18 protein-coding genes are annotated in these 18,439 nt (G+C 71.8%); 8 read left to right on the top strand and 10 right to left on the bottom strand.

The genetic code is table 11. The features are described 5' to 3' along the window. Window positions 1–38 precede the first annotated feature (38 nt). Window positions 39–1,253 (bottom strand): carbohydrate-binding protein, encoded by a 1,215-nt coding sequence (locus ACFY6U_RS08370; RefSeq protein WP_390035912.1) that lies wholly within the window; start codon window positions 1,251–1,253, stop codon window positions 39–41. A gap of 116 nt (window positions 1,254–1,369) precedes the next feature. Beyond that, entirely contained in the window at window positions 1,370–2,113 is a 744-nt protein-coding gene (locus ACFY6U_RS08365; protein WP_390035910.1) for a YqjF family protein, read from the bottom strand. 616 nt (window positions 2,114–2,729) lie between these two features. On the opposite strand from ACFY6U_RS08365, the gene ACFY6U_RS08360 reads away from it, so the two are divergent. From ACFY6U_RS08360 to ACFY6U_RS08350, 3 genes are all read left to right on the top strand, one after another. Then, a complete protein-coding gene (locus ACFY6U_RS08360) occupies window positions 2,730–3,833 on the top strand; it encodes a GNAT family N-acetyltransferase (protein WP_390035908.1) in 1,104 nt (367 codons plus the stop codon). A 141-nt stretch (window positions 3,834–3,974) separates the two neighbouring features. Beyond that, window positions 3,975–4,802, top strand: coding sequence for a PP2C family protein-serine/threonine phosphatase (locus tag ACFY6U_RS08355; protein ID WP_390035906.1), 828 nt, complete (start codon window positions 3,975–3,977; stop codon window positions 4,800–4,802). Between the two features lie 86 nt (window positions 4,803–4,888). Continuing rightward, window positions 4,889–5,890, top strand: a complete 1,002-nt coding sequence (locus tag ACFY6U_RS08350) for an MASE1 domain-containing protein (protein ID WP_390035904.1) — start codon at window positions 4,889–4,891, stop codon at window positions 5,888–5,890. 58 nt (window positions 5,891–5,948) lie between these two features. On the opposite strand, the gene ACFY6U_RS08345 is transcribed toward ACFY6U_RS08350, so the two are convergent. Further along, entirely contained in the window at window positions 5,949–6,440 is a 492-nt protein-coding gene (locus ACFY6U_RS08345; protein WP_390035902.1) for a peptidylprolyl isomerase, read from the bottom strand. 79 nt (window positions 6,441–6,519) lie between these two features. Next, a complete protein-coding gene (locus tag ACFY6U_RS08340; protein ID WP_390035900.1) occupies window positions 6,520–7,065 on the bottom strand; it encodes an RBBP9/YdeN family alpha/beta hydrolase in 546 nt (181 codons plus the stop codon). 123 nt (window positions 7,066–7,188) lie between these two features. Between ACFY6U_RS08340 and ACFY6U_RS08335 the strand changes: the two genes are divergently transcribed. Further along, complete coding sequence (locus ACFY6U_RS08335; protein WP_390035898.1) at window positions 7,189–7,632, top strand: Lrp/AsnC family transcriptional regulator; 444 nt, start codon at window positions 7,189–7,191, stop codon at window positions 7,630–7,632. Window positions 7,633–7,642: 10 nt separating this feature from the next. Here the strand turns inward: ACFY6U_RS08335 and ACFY6U_RS08330 are convergent, their stop codons facing one another. Beyond that, entirely contained in the window at window positions 7,643–8,563 is a 921-nt protein-coding gene (locus ACFY6U_RS08330) for an SGNH/GDSL hydrolase family protein (protein WP_390035896.1), read from the bottom strand. A gap of 285 nt (window positions 8,564–8,848) precedes the next feature. Here ACFY6U_RS08330 and ACFY6U_RS08325 point away from each other — a divergent pair, with 285 nt between their 5' ends. Next, the gene (locus ACFY6U_RS08325) at window positions 8,849–9,550 is read left to right on the top strand and encodes an SDR family oxidoreductase (RefSeq protein WP_390035894.1); all 702 of its coding nucleotides are present in this window, start codon (window positions 8,849–8,851) and stop codon (window positions 9,548–9,550) included. A 178-nt stretch (window positions 9,551–9,728) separates the two neighbouring features. After that, window positions 9,729–11,864 carry a discoidin domain-containing protein gene (locus tag ACFY6U_RS08320; protein ID WP_390035892.1) on the top strand — a complete coding sequence of 712 codons (2,136 nt, stop codon included), beginning with the start codon at window positions 9,729–9,731 and terminating at the stop codon, window positions 11,862–11,864. A gap of 135 nt (window positions 11,865–11,999) precedes the next feature. Here ACFY6U_RS08320 and ACFY6U_RS08315 read toward each other — a convergent pair whose 3' ends face one another. From ACFY6U_RS08315 to ACFY6U_RS08295, 5 genes are all read right to left on the bottom strand, one after another. Beyond that, window positions 12,000–13,121 carry an acyltransferase family protein gene (locus ACFY6U_RS08315; protein ID WP_390035890.1) on the bottom strand — a complete coding sequence of 374 codons (1,122 nt, stop codon included), beginning with the start codon at window positions 13,119–13,121 and terminating at the stop codon, window positions 12,000–12,002. Between the two features lie 350 nt (window positions 13,122–13,471). Next, on the bottom strand, window positions 13,472–13,945 hold the full coding sequence (locus ACFY6U_RS08310; protein WP_390035888.1) for a hypothetical protein: 474 nt from the start codon (window positions 13,943–13,945) through the stop codon (window positions 13,472–13,474). Then, on the bottom strand, window positions 13,929–14,420 hold the full coding sequence (locus ACFY6U_RS08305) for an RNA polymerase sigma factor (RefSeq protein ID WP_351499761.1): 492 nt from the start codon (window positions 14,418–14,420) through the stop codon (window positions 13,929–13,931). The genes ACFY6U_RS08310 and ACFY6U_RS08305 overlap by 17 nt, the downstream gene beginning before the upstream one ends. A gap of 99 nt (window positions 14,421–14,519) precedes the next feature. Then, window positions 14,520–15,152, bottom strand: coding sequence for a class F sortase (locus tag ACFY6U_RS08300; protein ID WP_390035886.1), 633 nt, complete (start codon window positions 15,150–15,152; stop codon window positions 14,520–14,522). Continuing rightward, window positions 15,149–15,511 carry a sortase-dependent protein gene (locus tag ACFY6U_RS08295; protein ID WP_390035884.1) on the bottom strand — a complete coding sequence of 121 codons (363 nt, stop codon included), beginning with the start codon at window positions 15,509–15,511 and terminating at the stop codon, window positions 15,149–15,151. Before ACFY6U_RS08295 ends, ACFY6U_RS08300 begins: the two co-directional genes overlap by 4 nt. A gap of 220 nt (window positions 15,512–15,731) precedes the next feature. On the opposite strand from ACFY6U_RS08295, the gene ACFY6U_RS08290 reads away from it, so the two are divergent. Next, entirely contained in the window at window positions 15,732–16,169 is a 438-nt protein-coding gene (locus tag ACFY6U_RS08290) for a Fur family transcriptional regulator (protein ID WP_351714790.1), read from the top strand. 36 nt (window positions 16,170–16,205) lie between these two features. Next, window positions 16,206–18,392 (top strand): catalase/peroxidase HPI, encoded by a 2,187-nt coding sequence (gene katG, locus ACFY6U_RS08285; protein WP_390035882.1) that lies wholly within the window; start codon window positions 16,206–16,208, stop codon window positions 18,390–18,392. The last annotated feature ends 47 nt before the right edge of the window (window positions 18,393–18,439 follow it).

Raw genomic sequence — 18,439 nt, 5'->3', positions numbered from 1 at the left:
CCGTGAAACTAAAGGTCCGGACCAGTCCCGTCAAGGGTTCAACAGGCGCCCTCGTCCTGCCAGGGGCCCCACTCGGAGGCGCCGGGCACCTCGTTCTGGGTCCACCACTTGGCCTTCCAGTTGTGGCTGTTGTAGGAGACCTCGTTCCCGGCCGTGTACACGGCTGTCGAGCTCCAGGCGGTCTTGCAGGAGGTGGGCGTGGGTGTCGGCGTGGGGGTGGGGGTGGGTGTGGTGGTCGGCGGGGTGACTCCGGCGAACTTCACCGAGTACGTGGCGAAGTCCCAGGCGCCCTGTGCCACGCTGGAGCAGGTCCCGGACGTGGTGCCGTTGTTGTCGACCGGGGTGCACTGGCGGTCGCGGTTCAGGGACCAGAACGTGAAGCGGTCCATGTTGTGGCTCGTCGCGTAGTCGAGCACGGTCTGGAAGTCGGCCTGGGTGAAGTACTCGCCGGTGTCGCTGCGGCCGTTCATCCCGGAGAAGCCCTCGTGGGCGTAGGCGGTCGCCTGGTCCCAGCCGAAGGTGGACTGCAGGATCGAGTTGAAGTTGGTGAGCGCGCTGGTCTGCGAGGCCGCCCCGCTGAACCCGCCGTCGAACGGCATGATGGAGAAGTTGTTGGGCGTGAACCCCTGCGACTTCGCCTCCAGCAGCATCTGCTTGCCGAACCAGCCGGTGCCGTCCGCCGTACCGGCCGTCGTCACCGACACGTACAGACCCGGGTTGTTCTGCTGGAGGATCTTCGCGGCGCCGATCTCGTTCTTGATCGCGGCGGTGTTCTCGTACTCCGGCTCCTCCAGGTCGAAGTCGATGGCGTGCAGTCCGTACTTGGTGACGACCTGCTGGTAGGCCGCCGCGGTGGAGGCCGCGTCCGCGCAGGTCTGCCCCAGCTTGGTGCCGCCGTAGCCGCCGATGGAGACGGAGACGTCGCCGCCCTTGGCCCGGATCGTGTTGATCACCGACTGGACGGCGGTGTCCGAGGAGACCGCCGCCGTGCCGCCCCAGGTGGGCGAGCAGCCGCCGCCGTTGGGGGCCAGTACGAACGCCAGCTGGAAGGCCTTGAGGCCGGTGGCGTCCATGACGGCGGCCGCGTCCGGCGGGTTGTTGTCCAGTGGCATCAGGTAGGGGGCGGCCGCGTACCACCGGTTGCTCAGTGCGGTGGTCGCGCCCGAGGCGTTGCTCGCGACGAGCGCGGTGGTGCCGGCGGCGGCGAGGGTGACGGCGGCAGCCGCGCCCAGACATGCGCGAAGGGGTCTCACTGGTGCCTCCAGGGGGCCGGGGAGGTGGGGTGGGTCCCAGCTTCCGGAGGTGTCGCGGTCACGTCAATGAATTGGACTGGACCAAAGCTCACTTTGGACTAGACCATACGATTTCTTTACTCGGCGGGGCGGAGCAGTTCCAGCCTCCCGAACCGCACCTTCACGCCGGGTGACCAGAGCACGCTGACCGGCGGTCCCGGCATCGCCGGCAGGCCTGCTGCCTCCATCAACTCGTCGTCCAGGCCGAGGAGTTCCGCCCGGTGCAGCGGCCAGGGCGCATGCTCGTTCGGCAGGTGCGCGGTACGGCCGTGCCAGGTCGCGTGCAGCCCCCAGCGCGCGGTCAGGAAGTGCTCCAGCGGCGAGGGCTCGGCGATCGGCGCCCCGATCCGCACGACCGCCCGGCTCGCGGCCGCCGGGCGCCGCCGGCGGCAGGTATAGGTGACGACATCGCCCTCGCGGTGCAGCCGCATCGCTGACCAGAGGTACGGCAGCCGGAACCCCAGCCGCCCCACCAGTACCGGGAGCAGCCGGGTCGCGTCGAGCGACCTGAACACCACCCCACGGCGGCCGTGCCCGTCCACCGAGTACAGCCGTACGTTCGTCTCGCAGAAGGTGCCCAGATACGGCAGCCCCGGCCCCGGCCCGAAGCCCGTGCCCCGCATCAGGAACGGGACGAGCCCGACGTAGGTGACCCCGTCCAGGGTGTCCGGCCGGGTGCCGGCGGGCAGCAGTCCCGCCACCTTCTCCGGCTCCACCGGCCAGTGCAGAAAGGTCAGCTGGTGCCACCCCTGCACCATCGTCGGCCACCGTACGGGCCGCGGGGTGGACGGGGTTGTGGGCTCGGTCGCCACGGTCTCCATGGCACCGGTGATAGCACGCCAGTGCGATCCGATGGGAGCGTTCCGGGAGGGCGCGGCGGAGCCGGTCCGGTCGCCGCACCACTCTTCCGCGGCGGGCCGGCCCGCCGGATCCGGCTCGCGACCGGCCCGCGGTCCGGTCGCCGCTCCCGCCTTGGGCTCACCCGCAAGACCTTCGGCGGCCTCCCGACCGGCCTCTCCGGACGCGTCCTGGACAGCGGCGGCTCAATCCGTCCCCGGCCTGTACGCGGCGGGTGAGGTCGCCGGCTCCGGCGGCGGCGACCTGACGGCGTCCGGCGGCGGTCCGACGGAAAGGGCCGGGAAAGTACGGGTCTCTCCACCCCCAACCTGCCCCGGCAGTGGCACCCTTGACAGCGTGCGTACTGTTTCGCGACGTTTGAGCGACACCTCCGGACCGGCGACCCCGTCGCCGGTTCCGGAACGAAGGTGTACAGCGGGGAACAGGAGCTGTTCGTAGAAACGGCAGAACGCGGAATACGCGTTATGGGGGGGGGAGCGGTCGCCATGCGATCCAGAGGCCAGTGCAGAGGTCCTTCCGGGAGCCGGCCCGGAAGCCATGCGTCAGACACCTCGTCAGCCGAAGGGCGGTTGATCTGAGGTGGACATCACGATCCACAGACCCGGCGAGCTGACCGAGTCGCTCCGCCGGGCCTGGCACGGCGCGATGGACGAGTCGCCGGAGTACGCCAACCCCTTTCTGGCCCCGGAGTTCACCATCGGCGTCGGCAGACACCGGGCCGGCGTACGGGTGGCGGTCCTGCGCGCGGACGGGGAGCCCGTCGGCTTCCTCCCGTACGAGCGCAACGCCCTCGGCGTCGGCCGGGCCGTCGGCCTCGGCCTCTCCGACTGCCAGGCGCTCGTGCACCGGCCCGGAGTCACCTGGGACGCCCAGGAACTGCTGAGCGCCTGCGGGATGTCCATCTTCGAGTTCGACCACCTGGTCGCCGAGCAGAGACCTTTCGCTCCCCATGTGACCGGCACCTTCGCCTCGCCGGTGATCGACGTGAAGCCCGGCGACGGCGGATACCCCGAGTGGCTGCGCGCCACCTACCCGGGCCTGGCGAAGACGACGCTGAAGAAGGAACGGCGCCTCGGCCGCGACATCGGCGACCTGCGCTTCGAGTTCGACGAGCGCGACCCGGCGGCCCTGCGCACCCTGATGCGCTGGAAGTCCGCCCAGTACCGGCGGACCGGCCGCATGGACCGCTTCGCCCGCCCCTGGATCGTCGACCTCGTGGACCACCTCTTCCACGTCCGCGAGGAGCACTTCACCGGCGTGCTGTCCGTGCTCTACGCCGGCGACCGGCCGGTGGCCGCGCACTTCGGCCCGCGCTCGGCCACCGTACTCGCCGCCTGGTTCACCGCCTACGACCCCGAACTGCACTACTACTCACCGGGGTTGATGATGCATCTGCGTACCGCCGAATCGGCTGCGCGCGGCGGTGTCACCCTTGTCGACCTCGGACGCGGCGACAAGGAGTACAAGGACTGGCTCAAGACCCGCGAACTGCGGGTGGGGGAGGGGTTCGCCACCCGCACCCACCCGGTGGCCGCGGCGCACCGCCTGTGGCGCCGGCCGGTCCGCGGGCTGCGCAACACCGTCCTCGCCCATCCCCGGCTGCGCGAACCGGCGGACCGGCTGCTCAGGACGGTCGGCACACTGCGCGCGTCCCGCCGCCCGGACGGCCTGCGCAAGGGGTGAACCGACCCGCGCGGCGGCGGCCGGCGATGCCCGGCCGTCGCCGCGCTGCGGACCGCTCGCCCGCCGTTCGCACTATGATCCTGTAAAGGTGAGAACCAGGGGTTTGCCCTGCTAAGGATGGAGCCTCGGCCGGAGTGATCCATGCCCCGCAAGCGTTCAACGGACGACGACGAGCTGCTGGCCAGACTGAGGTCGCTCACCGCCCAGGCACGCGAGCGGGCCGAGTACCAGCGTTCCCAGGTCGAGCTGGCCGTCGCCCTCCAGCGTGGCATGCTGCCCCGGGTCCTGCCCGACACCCCCCGCTTCCATCTGGCCGTCCGGTACGCGCCCGCCTGCTACGGGCTGAACGTGGGCGGTGACTGGTACGACGCCTTCACGCTGCCCGACGGCCACATCGGCCTGACCATAGGCGACGTCCAGGGGCACAACATCGAGGCGGCCGCCTTCATGGGCCAGGTCCGGGCGGCCCTGCGGGCGCTGGCCTCGGTGACCGGCGAGCCCGGCGAACTGCTCGCCCGCACCAACGACCTGCTGGTGTCCCTGGGCACCGACCTCTTCGCGACCTGCACCTTCATGCGGCTCGACCCGGAGACCGGGGTCCTGGAGAGCGCCCGGGCCGGCCACGTCCCGTTCGTGTGGGCCACCGCCGACGGGAAGTCCGGGCTGGGGGAGGACGAGGGCGGACCGCCGCTGGGCATCGAGCCGGGCATCGAGTACCCCGTGGCCCGCCACCGGCTCACCACCGGCGGCATGGTCGTGCTGCTCACGGACGGGGTGGTGGAGGGGCCGTCGATGCCCATCGAGGAGGGCCTCGACCAGGTGGTACGGCTCGCGGGTGTCGCCGCCGTCGCCGGTCTCGAGGCGCAGTCCCTGGCCGCGGCCGTGATCAAGGGCGCGGAACGGGTGGGCCACGAGGACGACGCGGCCGTGCTGGTCATGGGCCACGACGACCTGGACCCCACGCCGTAGCCTCCGGGACCGGCGCGCACCCGCCGGGGCGGCCGCGGACGGCTCCCGCCTCGCCGGGACGGCCGTCGCGGTGTGTGATGGCTGGTGTGGTGGGTAACCAGGAGCTGCGCCGGGCGGCCGTCTTCGCCCTGCGGACGCTGGCCGTCGCCACCTGCTACTTCGCGGCGGGACGGCTCGGCCTGCTGTGCCGGCTCACCGTCGAGGGCGCCGTCTTCACCCCCATCTATCCGCCGACCGGCGTGGCGCTGGCCTGTCTGCTGGTCCTCGGCCTGGGCTGCTGGCCGGGCGTCACGCTCGGCGCCCTCCTCCTCGTGCTGTCGATCGGCCCGCCCGGGCCCGACCTCCTGGGCATCCTCGTCGGCAACACGGCCGGCCCGGTCTGCGCCTTCGTGCTGCTGCGCCGGGTCGGCTTCCGCACCGACCTGAGCCGATTGCGCGACGGCCTCGCCCTGGTGTTCCTCGGCGCGCTCGCCGCCATGCTGGTCAGCTCCACCGTCGACGTGGTCACGCTGATCCTCGCAGGCAAGCTCGACGCGACCCACTTCTGGCCCATCTGGCTGGCGTGGTGGGTGGGCGACGCGATGGGTGTCCTGCTCGTCACCCCGGTCCTGCTGGTGCTGTTCGAAACCCGTCGGCCCTCGTCCACGGCCCGCTGGAAGGAGGCCCTGGCCCTCGTGGTCGTCGCGGCCGGCCTGGTCCCGCTGGCCACGCTCAGCTCCTTGAGCGCGCTGTTCCTCGCCTATCCGCTGCTGATCTGGGCCGCGCTGCGGTTCCGGCTGGCGGGGAGCGTGCTGTGCGCCCTGTTCACGTCGGTCGTGGCCGCGGTCGCCGCGACGGACGGGGTCGGCGCGTTCGCGCACCTGTCCCCCGTCGAGGTGATGCTGAAGCTGCAGCTGTTCAACGGCTCGCTGGCCCTGACCGCACTGCTGCTGTCGGTCGTCATCACCGAGCAGCACAACACCCGGCGCTCCGTCGCGGAGGCCTGCAAGGAGCTGGCCGAGGCCCTGGAACACCTCACCGCGCACGAGTCCCCGGCCGGGCGCGCCCCGCCGCGGGCGGAACGACGGCGCGAGCGCGGCGCGCGGTGACCGAGCACGGGGGACCGGGCGAGCATCCCGGTCCCCCGTGGAAAACGCCGGTCCGGGATCAGACGGTGCCGCTCGCCGTGATCTCGACCTTGGCCTTGGGGGCGCCGCTCTGCGAGCCGTAGCTCTCGATCCTGTCGACGATGTCCTGACCCTCGACGACCTCACCGAAGACCACGTGCTTGCCGTCCAGCCAGGACGTCACGACGGTGGTGACGAAGAACTGCGAGCCGTTGGTGTTCCTGCCCGCGTTGGCCATGCTGAGCAGGTACGGACGGTCGTGCTTGAGCTCGAAGTTCTCGTCCTTGAACTTCTCGCCGTAGATGCTCTTGCCGCCGGTGCCGTCACCCCGGGTGAAGTCACCGCCCTGGAGCATGAACTGGGGGATGATCCGGTGGAAGCCGGAACCGGCGTACCCGAAGCCGTGCTGCCCGGTGGCGAGCTCACGGAAGTTGCGGGCCGTGTCGGGCACCACCTTGTCGAACAGGCTGAACACGATCCGGCCGACCGGCTCGTTGTTGATCGAGATGTCGAAATAAACGTTGTCGCTCATGCAGGTCAACCTATCGCGAACCGTCCCCCGGTCCCCCCATGGGGCCGCACAGCCCGGGGTGTCGGGGTGCGGGGGCCGCTCAGGGGCCCACCAGGGTGTCCAGGAGCTCCCGGCCGGCGGGCCAGTCGCCGAGCCCGCTCGCGGAGTTGAGGTGTCCGTGCGTCCCGACGGAGTGCCTGCGCGCACCCCATCCCGCGGCCAGCGCGGCGGAGGCCGCGGCGCCGCCGTACGGGTCGTCGTCGCTCGCCACCACCAAGGCCGGGCCGGGCAGCGGGCGGGCGGTCAGCTCCAGGAAGGTCGGCGCGGCCGCACCCGGGAACGCCGGTCCCCGTGGGTCGGGCGGCGCGGCCAGGAACGCCGGGACCCGGCCGGGCCGGGCCCGCGCCAGCCACTCGGCGGCCGCCCAGCAGCCGAGGCTGTGCGCCACCAGCGCCACCCGGCCGTCCCGTGCGACGGCGACGTCATGGGCGGCCTGCACCGCGGCGACCCAGTCCCGCAGGTCGGGCCGCGTCCACGAGCCCGGGGCGATGCGCACCGCCGCGTCGCCCCACGCCTGCTCCCACCGGCTCTGCCAGTGCCTGTCGTCCGACCCGTCGATCCCGGGGATGATGACGTACGCGACCACCGCCGACCGCCCTTTCCGTCGTGACCCGGCGCTGCCCGGGTCCGTCCTGGGGGCGATTCTGCACGGACCAGTGGCGGCGGCACGGCCCGGCAAGTGATCCAGAGGAAAGTGGGGACGACGACGATGGAATCACTCGACGACATCGACCGGGCCATCCTGGAACTGCTCCAGACCGACGGCCGGCTCACCGGAGCCGAGGTCGGACGGCGGGTCGGGCTCTCCCAGCCGGCGGCGGGCGCCCGGATCCAGCGGCTGGAGAAGAGCGGTGTCATCACCGGCTACCGGGCCGTCGTCGCCCCCGCCGCGCTCGGGCTCAACATCCACGCCGTGGTCCGGCTGCGCACCACGCACGCGCAACTGCCGATGGCGCTCGCCCTCGCCGCCCGGACCCCGGAGGTCGTCTCGACGCTCCGGGTGACCGGCGAGGACTGCCTGCTCTTCGACGTGCACTGCACCCACGCAGAACGCCTGGAGGAGGTCGTGGACTCCCTGGCTCGCCACGGTCCGGTCACCACGTCCCTCGTGCTGCGCGGCTACCCGTCCAAGACGCTGCCCACGAACCGCTAGGCGCGAACTCTCAGTAGCGCCGCTCCAGCCGGTCGAGCACCGCCTGTGCCATGGCCGCCTCGCCCTTGGCGTTGGGGTGGGCGGGGGCGGCCGGGGAGGTCGGCTGGAGGGGCTCGATCCAGCGGTCGGCGGGGGCCTTGCACATGTCGTGGCCGACGGTCGGGCCGTAGGTGTCCACGTACCGGGCGCCGTTCCAGGCGGCGACCAAGCGCAGCATGAGGTTCAGCCGCTTGCCGGTGTCCCGGAGGTACGGGAAGTCCTTGGCCGCGAACGGCGCCGTCGGGTAGCAGCCGCTGCCGTCGTCGGGCAGCAGGTCGGGGTAGCCGACGACCAGGATCCGGGCGTGCGGGGCCCGGGCGCGGATCGCCCGCAGCACCTTGTCGACCTTGGGCGCGGTCTGCGCGACGGCGACCGTCAGCCGGTCGGTGCCGGAGGCGTTGTAGTACTGCTGGCAGGGATTGCCCGTCAGGTCCTTGGAGCTCAGGGCCGCGCAGGTGCCGATGATCGAGCTGAACCCGATGTCGTTGCCGCCGATCTGGACGGTCACCAGGTCGGTGCTCCGCTGGACGGCGTCGAGCTGGGGGCCGTTGGTGCCCTGGGCCTTCCACATCTCGGCGGTCGTCGCGCCCGCACAGCTCACGTCCTTGAACGCGCTCACATGCCGGGCCGCCGCCACCAGCGAGGGGTAGTTGTGGTCGGAGCGGGCACAGTCCGCGTCGACCTGCGTCGGGATGACCGGGCCCGAGGTGTAGGAGTCGCCGAGCGCCACGTAGCTGGTGCCGCGGTCGTGGCCGGGGCCGTGGCCGCCGCCGTGCGCCGCGGCCGGTGTCGTGGACGCGGCCACCAGGGCGCAGCCGCCCAGCGCCGCCGCCACGGTGGCCTTCCGCCGGTGCCGTCTGGCCGGACCGTCGGACGGGATGCCGTACGCCATGGAGTTCCCCCCTGGAACCGGGACGCGCACGGAACCGGTCCCGACGGGCGGCCCGCACGCGTGTGTCGGTGGTCTGTATACCGCCCGGTAGGAGTCCGTAGCCAGAGGTCGGACGCAAGGAACTGGATCGAGTAACCCGCCCTGCCCGTAAGGGCGTCCGGTCCGGGCGGCGGCCCGGCGGCCTCCCCTGCGATTGAAGTGGGAAACCGATCGGTTTACGATGGGCGGCACCGGAGGAAACCGATCGGTTTCCGATCTCTGTGCACGTCTGGGAGTGTGAGTGTCATGACCGCGATCAAGGACTCCGTCGTCCTCGTCACCGGCGGCAGCCGAGGCGTCGGAAAGGCGCTGGTGGAGGAGTTGTACGCGCGCGGTGCCGGCAAGGTCTACGCCACCGCCCGCGACCCGCGCTCCGTCACCCACCCCGACGCGGTGGCGCTGCCCCTGGAGGTCACCGACCCCGCTTCCGTGGCTGCCGTCGTCGAGCAGGCGCAGGACGTCACGGTCCTGGTCAACAACGCCGGGATCGCCCTCGGCACCGAATTCCTGACCTCGCCGCTCGACGACATCCGCCGCGAGTTCGAGATCAACTTCTACGGCCCGCTGCTGCTCGCCCGAGCCTTCGTCCCCGTCATCGAGCGCAACGGCGGCGGCCACCTCCTGAACGTCCACTCGGTGCTGTCCTGGGTCGCCGAGGGCGGCGCCTACAGTGCCTCGAAGGCGGCGTTCTGGTCGCAGACCAACAGCCTGCGCCTCGCGCTCAAGCCGCGCGGCATCGGCGTCACCGGCCTGCACATGGGCTACGTGGACACCGACATGGCCGCGCATGCCGACGGGCCGAAGGCGAAGCCCGAGGACATCGCGGCGGCGGCGCTCGACGGCGTCGAGTCGGGTGCCTACGAGGTACTGGCCGACGATGTCACCCGCTGGGCCAAGGGCGCCCTGTCGGGCGACCTCAGCGCCATGTACGCGCAGCGCGGCCTGTGACGGGGGCCGGTGTCGGTCCCGTGGCGGTCGCCGTGACCTGCCGCGGGACCGCGGCGGCCGAAAAACCCCCGTCCGAAGGCTTGTCGCCCAGTTGCCTCACCACTTAAATCAAAACCTGAACTAAGCCGTGCGATGCGGTCGTTGTCCGCACCGTCACGTCCACCTCAGGGAGCCGCTGATGAGACGACTGAGATCCTTGGGCGTAGTGCTCGCCGCCATGGCCGCGCTGCTCGCCCTGCCCACCGCCCACGCGCCGGCCGCCCGAGCCGCCGACGCCCCGCTGTCGCAAGGGAAGACGGCCACCGCCTCCTCCGAGGAGAACGCCGGGACCACCGCCGCGAACGCGGTCGACGGCAACACCGGCACCCGCTGGTCGTCCGCGTTCACCGACGACCAGTGGCTCCAGGTCGACCTCGGCGCCACCGCCCAGGTCAACCAGGTGGTCCTCGACTGGGAGACCGCCTACGGCAAGGACTACAAGGTCCAGATCTCCTCGGACGGCAACAACTGGACCGACCTGCAGTCCGTGACCGGCGGCGACGGCGGCACCGACACCCTCACCGTCTCCGGGCAGGGCCGCTACGTCCGGATGCTCGGCGTGCACCGCGCCACCCAGTGGGGCTACTCGCTCTGGGAGTTCCAGGTCTACGGGACCACCACCGGCACGCCCCCGGTCCAGGGCGGCGGCGACCTCGGCCCCAACGTGATCGTCGTCGACCCGTCCACGCCGAACCTCCAGGCGAAGTTCGACTCCGTCTTCGCCCAGCAGGAGTCGGCCCAGTTCGGCACCGGCCGCTACCAGTTCCTGCTCAAGCCGCGCACCTACAACGGCATCAACGCCCAGATCGGCTTCTACACCTCGATCTCCGGGCTCGGCCTCAACCCCGACGACACCCAGATCAACGGTGACGTCACGGTCGACGCCGGCTGGTTCAACGGCAACGCCACCCAGAACTTCTGGCGTTCGGCGGAGAACCTCGCCATCACGCCGTCCAACGGCACCGACCGGTGGGCCGTGGCTCAGGCGGCCCCCTTCCGCCGTATCCACGTCAAGGGCGGCCTCAACCTCGCGCCGAACGGCTACGGCTGGGCCTCCGGCGGCTACATCGCCGACTCGAAGATCGACGGCACGGTCGGCCCGTACTCCCAGCAGCAGTGGTACACCCGCGACAGCTCGGTCGGCGGCTGGACCAACGGCGTCTGGAACATGACCTTCTCCGGAGTCCAGGGCGCACCCGCGACCGACTTCGCGACCGGCTCCTACACCACGCTGGACAACACCCCGGTCTCGCGTGAGAAGCCCTTCCTGTACCTGGACGGCAGCACCTACAAGGTCTTCGTCCCTGCCAAGCGCACGAACGCCCGGGGCGTCTCCTGGCCGGCGAACGCGGGCACCTCCCTCCCGCTGGACCAGTTCTACGTCGTCAAGCCCGGCGCCACGGCCGCCACCATCAACCAGGCTCTCTCCCAGGGCCTCAACCTCCTGTTCACTCCGGGCATCTACCACCTCGACCGGACCATCGACGTCACCCGCGCCGACACGGTGGTCCTCGGCCTCGGCCTCGCCACCCTCGTCCCGGACAACGGGGTCGACGCCATGCACGTCGCCGACGTCGACGGCGTCAGGCTCGCCGGGTTCCTCATCGACGCGGGCACCGTCAACTCCGACACCCTGTTGCGGATCGGCGACCCCGGCTCCACCGCCGACCACTCCGCCAACCCCACCACCATGCAGGACGTGTTCGTCCGCATCGGCGGCGCCGGACCCGGCCTCGCCACCAACTCGGTCGTGGTCAACAGCAACAACGTGATCATCGACCACACCTGGCTGTGGCGCGCCGACCACGGCAGCGGAGTCGGCTGGACCACCAACCGCGCCGACTACGGCCTGCGCGTCAACGGCAACGACGTCCTCGCCACCGGCCTGTTCGTCGAGCACTTCAACAAGTACGACGTCTACTGGAACGGCGAACGCGGCCGCACGATCTTCTTCCAGAACGAGAAGGCGTACGACGCCCCGAACGCCGCCGCCATCACCCACGACGGCGTCGTCGGCTACGCGGCCTACAAGGTCGCCGACACCGTGACCACCCACGAGGCCTGGGGCCTGGGAAGCTACTGCAACTACACGGCCGATCCCACGATCGTGCAGTCCAACGGCTTCCAGGTGCCGACCGGTTCGGGGATCAGGATGCACGACCTGCTGGTGATCTCCCTGGGCGGCATGGGCCAGTACGCCCACGTCGTCAACACCACCGGATCGCCGACCTCGGGGACCGGTACCACCCCGTCCAAGGTGGTCCAGTTCCCGTAGCCGGGCCGGGTTCCCCAGCGCCCCGTAAGGGGCGCTGGGGAACCCCCGGCCGAAGGCTGGGGGAGGAACTGCGCGGCCGGCCACGACGGCGCCGCAGTCGGCAAACGGCATGTCGCGGCCCTTCCGGCGGAGCGTCTAGGCCGTCCGCCGCGGTGCCGGCCGCCGTAGCAGCAGCCGTCGTGCGGGCCGTTCCACGCCCTCGTACAGGAGCCAGGACAGGCCCAGCGCCACGGTGAACGCGGCGGCGGCGACGGCGGTGCCGGTGAGCAGGTGGAAACGCGGGCGGGTGCCGAGCAGATGGGTGCCCGCCCGCAGCACCAGCAGATGGACCATGTAGAACGCGAACGACAGTTCGCCGAGGCGGACCAGCCACCGGCGCCGCCACAGCGAGGGCAGGCCGTGCAGGTCCGCGACGGCCGCTGCCGGGATGAGCAGCGCGAAGCCCGTGAGGGTGCAGGCGGTGGCCGCGTACTCGGCGGTGACCTGCGGGACCAGGAAGTAGCCGATGATCGCCAGAGCCAGCGAGGCCTCCAGGCCCGGGCCGCGCCACCGGCCGAGCAGCACCAGCCGCGCGGTGGCCGCGCCCAGCACGAACTCGGGCAGCCGGGCGGCCGGGAAGGAACTGATCGGCTGTGCCCACCAGTGGTGTGCGTCCGTCCAGGCCAGCGCCAGCACGGTCAGGGCGGCCAGTGCGGCCAGCGCCGTGGCACCCCGTCCGCCCAGGCGGCGCAGCAGCAGCGCCAGCAGCGGGAACGCGGCGTAGAAGAAGGCCTCGCACGCGAGCGACCAGCTGACCGGGTCCAGGGTCTGCCACCACGGCCGCCACCAGGAGTGCACCAGGAACACGTCGGCCAGGCCCTGCAGCAGGGTCGGCCTCGGCTGGCGGGGCAGCGTGCACACCATGACCAGCGCGACGGCGACGGTGACCAGGTGGACCGGGTAGACCCGGGCGACCCGCCGCCACCAGAAGCGCGCTGCCCGGTCGCCCGGCCGCGCGGACCACATCAGGACGAACCCGGAGAGGAGGAAGAAGAACGACACCCCCGAGGCACCGGCCTCGAACCCCCAGGACATGATGCGGCCGCCGGTGCCGCCGAAGTAGCGGAAGTTGTGCACGTGCAGGCCGAAGACCAGCAGTGCGGCCATCCATCTCAGTCCGGTCAGGGAGGGCAGCGGAGGGGAGGCGGCGGACGGCAGGGTGCGGGCGGGTGGCGCGGCGGCCGGAGCGGTCGGAGGGGCCTGGGTCGCCGTCGTCATCGAGTCACCTGCCGGAGGGTTCGCGCGTGGAGCATGAAACGGAACGTTGCCCGTTCCACGCCTTTCATTCCGGCCTCGTACGAAACATCACACCAACGCCGAGGCGCAGCCTCGGCCATCCGGGCCGTCGCCCGCGCCGCGCCCCGCACCCGCCGGAGTGGCGCCTTGACCCGCGCCTTTGGGGCCCGGACGGTGCGTCGGAAGACGACGGCACGGACGGATGACACCGGCGGCCGCAGTGTTGACGTCCCAAGCAGGGCAGGCAGGCTCGACTGCGGTTCGGCAGCGCCCCTTTCGACGGCGCCGCAGACGACCGACGACATGACGCGGCACGTCCAGCAGCTGAGCGCTCAGCGGGTGGGCGCCGTGGCGACGGCGCTCGGCCGGTTCTCGGACGGGATGTCGCGGACCGCGGCGGACGGGGTGGCCGACGGGGCCGCTGACGCCCCCCGGGCGGGAGCCTGTGTGGTCCCTTGTCGTGTGGGCGCGAGACTGGGGCTCGGACGGGGCGCAACCGGGGTCGGGGATCCCGACGCGCGGTGCGGGGCGGTGGGACTGACGATCGGTGGTGCGAGGGGGACCTGGGGGGAGTGCGGCGCGGCAGGTGCCGTCAGATGCAGCGACAGGGCCACGCAGACGGCGACGGCGCAGGTCACCCCGGCTCCGGCCACCGTGCGGACCAGGCGGCGGCGGCCCGCGGCACGCCGGATCTCCTCGTAGCGGCCGGGCGGCGGACCGAGGTGGGCGGCCGGCGGCCGCAGGATGACCGCCAGGGGATCGTCGGGTCCGTCGAACTCCGGCTCGTCGTCAAAGCGTGTGGTCAAGGCTTCTCCTCAGATGACCGCGCAGCAGTTCTCGGGCCGCGTGCAGATCGGCCTTGACGGTTCCTTCCTTGCGCCCGGTCAGCTCGGACACCTCCCGGATCGGCATGTCAGCGTAGTAGTGCAGCAGGATCGGCACCCGCAGCCGCTCGGGCAGCGACTGCACCAGCAGCCGTACCGAGGGGTCCGCCGGCTCGGTGTGCGGGCGGATCGCGGCCTCCGAACCCACCCGGCGCACCGCCCGGCGCTCGCGCTCCAGCTTGCGCCAGTGGTCCCGGACGAGGTTGGCCGCGGTGACGTAGAGGAAGCCGCGCGGCTCCTCCACCTTCGTCCACCGGGCCCACAGCCGGGTGAAGGCCTCCGAGGCGATCTCGTGCGCCGTCTCGTCGTCGTCGACCAGACGGCGGCACCAGCCGGCCAGGCGCGGGTACAGGGCGGCGAACAGCTCGGAGGCCGCCGTGTCACGGGACCGTTTCAACGTTCTCCAGGGTCGTGGGGGATTCGCTCGTCGGACTCGTCGGGGAGGATGCGGGACCGGTGGCGTACGTTCCACCGGTCCCGCATCCGTTCCGGCGGGTCAGGGTGTCGTGCCGGTCAGCGTGGCGAAGACGATCACGTTGTCGAGGTAGCCGTCGCCGCCCCGCGGACCGCCGCAGGTGATCAGCCGCAGCTCCGGGCGGGCCACGTCCCCGTACACCTCCTGTGTCGGGAACGCGGCCTTGGCGACCGTACGCACCTTGTCCACGGTGAACACCGCCGACCTGCCGTTCTCCAGGCGCGCCACGGCCTGCTCGCCCCGGCGCAGCTCCGCGAGCCGGCGGAACACCCCGTCCCCGTACGCGCCGACCGTGACATGGCCGAGGATCACCGACGGACCGGTCTGCCCCGGGGTGGGGGAGTAGCGGTACCAGCCCGCCCGGTCGTGCGCGGTGACCGGCGGCACCTGCACCGTGCCGTCGGCGGCGAGGCCGAGCCGCAGCAGCGGGGTGTCGACCCCGATCGCCGGGATGCGCAGCCGGACCGGCGTGGACCGGCCGAGCGCGGTGTGCGCGGCGGACCCGGTCGTGGCCGTGCCCGTGGACGGCGGCGGCGAGGACGCCGGACGCCGGTGGGCGGCCGGGGCCGTCCGGTCCGGTGCCCGGCCCGCGCAGCCCGCCAGCAGCGAGGCCGCCGCGGCGGTGACCAAGGCGCGCCTGGAGAGGGGGGTCATGCCCCGGTCGCCCGGCGGCGACGGACGGCGAACACCGTCGCGCCCGCGGCGAGCACGGCCGCCGCACCGCCGCCGATGAGCGCGCCCTCGGAGCCGGAGTCCTTGGACGGCTCCGTCACCCCGGTGTCGGGCGCGCCCTGCGGCACCGCCGCGACCTGGTGCGAGTCCCGCGTCGGCGCGGGGGTCGAGGCCCGGGTGGGCTCGGCGGACGGCGCCTCGGACGGGACGGCGGACGGCTCGGCGGACTGCGCCACGGTGGGGACCGGGCTCGGGGTGGTGCTGTCGGCGAACGCGGGCACGGTGCCGGCCAGCACGGCGGTGCAGGCGAGTGCCGTGGCGCTCAGGACGGTTCGGCGCATGAGGACGCTCTCTTTCGTCGGCCCGCCGTGGTCGGGGCGGGCTGAGTTACGGATCGAGCGGAGAGACGACCCGGCACCGGGGCGGGTTGTAAAGAGATGGCAAAGTCGTGCGGCGGAAGTCGGCCGGAGAGGCGGCCGGGCGGGCGTCGGCCGGTTCGTCACCAGACTTGAGTGGTTTGTTTTCTTGAATCACTCGTGTTTAAGGGGATAGGTTGGTGCCATGACCGCATCCCAGCCCCCGACGACCGCCGACGAGCTGCGCGGTGCCGGCCTGCGGGTGACGGCCGCCCGCGTCGCGCTGCTGGAGACCGTCCGCCACGGCGACCACCTGGACGTCGAGGCGATCGCCTCGGGCGTCCGCGAGCGGGTGGGCCACATATCGCTTCAAGCCGTGTACGACGCGCTGCACGCGCTCACCACGGCACGACTCATACGCCGTATCGAACCGGCCGGCAGCCCGGCCCGGTTCGAGGGGCGCGTCGGCGACAACCACCACCACGTCCTGTGCCGGTCGTGCGGTGCCGTCGCCGACGTCGACTGTGCGGTCGGCGACGCCCCGTGCCTGACCGCTTCGGACGACCACGGCTTCGCGATCGACGAGGCCGAGGTCATCTACTGGGGCCTGTGCCCCGCCTGTTCCACCGTCAGCAGTTCCTGAGTACGTCGATCCGCCCCTTCCGGAAGGATTTCCCCCATGTCTGAGGCCCAGGAGAACGCGGGCAAGTGCCCGGTCGCGCACGACCGCGCACCGCACCCCACCCAGGGCGGCGGCAACCGCCAGTGGTGGCCCGAGGGGCTCAACCTGAAGATCCTTGCCAAGAACCCCGCCGTCTCGAACCCCCTCGACGAGGGTTTCGACTACGCCGAGGCCTTCCAGAACCTCGACCTCGCGGCCGTGAAACGTGACATCGCGGAGGTGCTCACCACCTCGCAGGACTGGTGGCCGGCCGACTTCGGCAACTACGGCCCGCTGATGATCCGTATGGCCTGGCACAGCGCGGGCACCTACCGCATCTCCGACGGCCGTGGCGGCGCCGGCGCCGGCCAGCAGCGCTTCGCCCCGCTCAACAGCTGGCCGGACAACGGCAACCTCGACAAGGCGCGCCGTCTGCTGTGGCCGGTCAAGAAGAAGTACGGCCAGGCCATCTCCTGGGCCGACCTCATGATCCTCACCGGCAACGTGGCCCTGGAGTCGATGGGCTTCGAGACCTTCGGCTTCGGCGGCGGCCGCGAGGACGTCTGGGAGCCGGAGGACGACGTCTACTGGGGCCCCGAGAAGGTCTGGCTCGACGACCAGCGCTACACCGGTGACCGCGACCTGGAGAGCCCGCTCGGCGCCGTCCAGATGGGTCTCATCTACGTCAACCCGGAGGGCCCCAACGGCAACCCGGACCCGATCGCCGCGGCCCGCGACATCCGCGAGACCTTCCGCCGGATGGCGATGAACGACGAGGAGACCGTCGCCCTCATCGCCGGGGGCCACACCTTCGGCAAGACCCACGGCGCCGGCCCCGCGGAGAACGTGGGAGCCGAGCCCGAGGGCGCGCCGATCGAGCAGCAGGGCCTCGGCTGGAAGAGCACCTACGGCACGGGCAAGGCCGGCGACGCGATCACCAGTGGTCTGGAGGTCACCTGGACCACCAAGCCCACCCAGTGGAGCAACGATTTCTTCGACATCCTCTTCGGCTACGAGTGGGAGCTGACCGAGTCCCCGGCCGGCGCCAAGCAGTGGGTCGCCAAGGACGCCGAGGCGATCATCCCCGACGCGCACGACGCGTCGAAGAAGAAGCTCCCGACGATGCTCACCACCGACCTGTCGCTGCGCTTCGACCCGATCTACGAGCCGATCTCGCGCCGCTTCCACGAGAACCCCGACCAGTTCGCGGACGCGTTCGCCCGTGCCTGGTTCAAGCTGACCCACCGTGACATGGGGCCGAAGTCCCTGTACCTCGGCCCGGAGGTCCCGGCGGAGACGCTGATCTGGCAGGACCCGCTGCCCGAGGCCGAGGGCGAGGCCATCGACGCGGCCGACGTCACGGCGCTCAAGGCCAAGCTCCTCGCCTCCGGCCTCACGGTCTCGCAGCTCGTCTCCACCGCCTGGGCGTCGGCCTCGACGTACCGCGGCAGCGACAAGCGCGGCGGCGCCAACGGCGCCCGCATCCGCCTGGAGCCGCAGCGCGGCTGGGAGGCCAACGACCCCGACCAGCTCGCCCAGGTCCTGCGCGTCCTGGAGGGCGTCCAGCGCGACTTCAACACCGGAGCCAAGAAGGTCTCCCTGGCCGACCTGATCGTCCTCGGCGGTGCCGCCGCGGTGGAGAAGGCCGCCAAGGACGCCGGTGTCGACATCGAGGTGCCCTTCGCCCCGGGCCGGGTCGACGCGACCGACGAGCACACGGACGCCGAGTCCTTCGCGGCCCTGGAGCCGACCTCGGACGGCTTCCGCAACTACCTCGGCAAGGGTAACCGCCTGCCCGCCGAGTACCTGCTCCTCGACCGTGCCAACCTGCTCGGCCTCAGCGCCCCCGAGCTGACCGTCCTCGTCGGCGGCCTGCGCGTCCTCGGCGCCAACCAGGGCGGCTCGAAGCACGGCGTCCTCACCGAGACGCCGGGCGTGCTGACCAACGACTTCTTCGTCAACCTGCTCGACATGGGCACGACCTGGAAGTCCACCTCCGAGGACCAGTCCACCTTCGAGGGCCGCGACGCCTCCGGCGCGGTCAAGTGGACCGGCACCCGTGCCGACCTGGTCTTCGGCTCCAACTCCGAGCTGCGCGCCGTCGCCGAGGTCTACGCGAGCGACGACGCCAAGGAGAAGTTCGTGAAGGACTTCGTCGCCGCCTGGACGAAGGTCGCGAACGCGGACCGGTTCGACCTGGTCTGACCGACCGGGATCCGATGCCCGGGCCGGCTCCCCGTGAGCCGGTCCGG

It is taken from the genome of Streptomyces sp. NPDC013157, from assembly GCF_042899865.1.
Lineage (GTDB): Bacteria > Actinomycetota > Actinomycetes > Streptomycetales > Streptomycetaceae > Streptomyces.
Note: the sequence above shows the minus strand (reverse complement) of the source record. Positions and strands in the feature narration are given on the sequence as shown.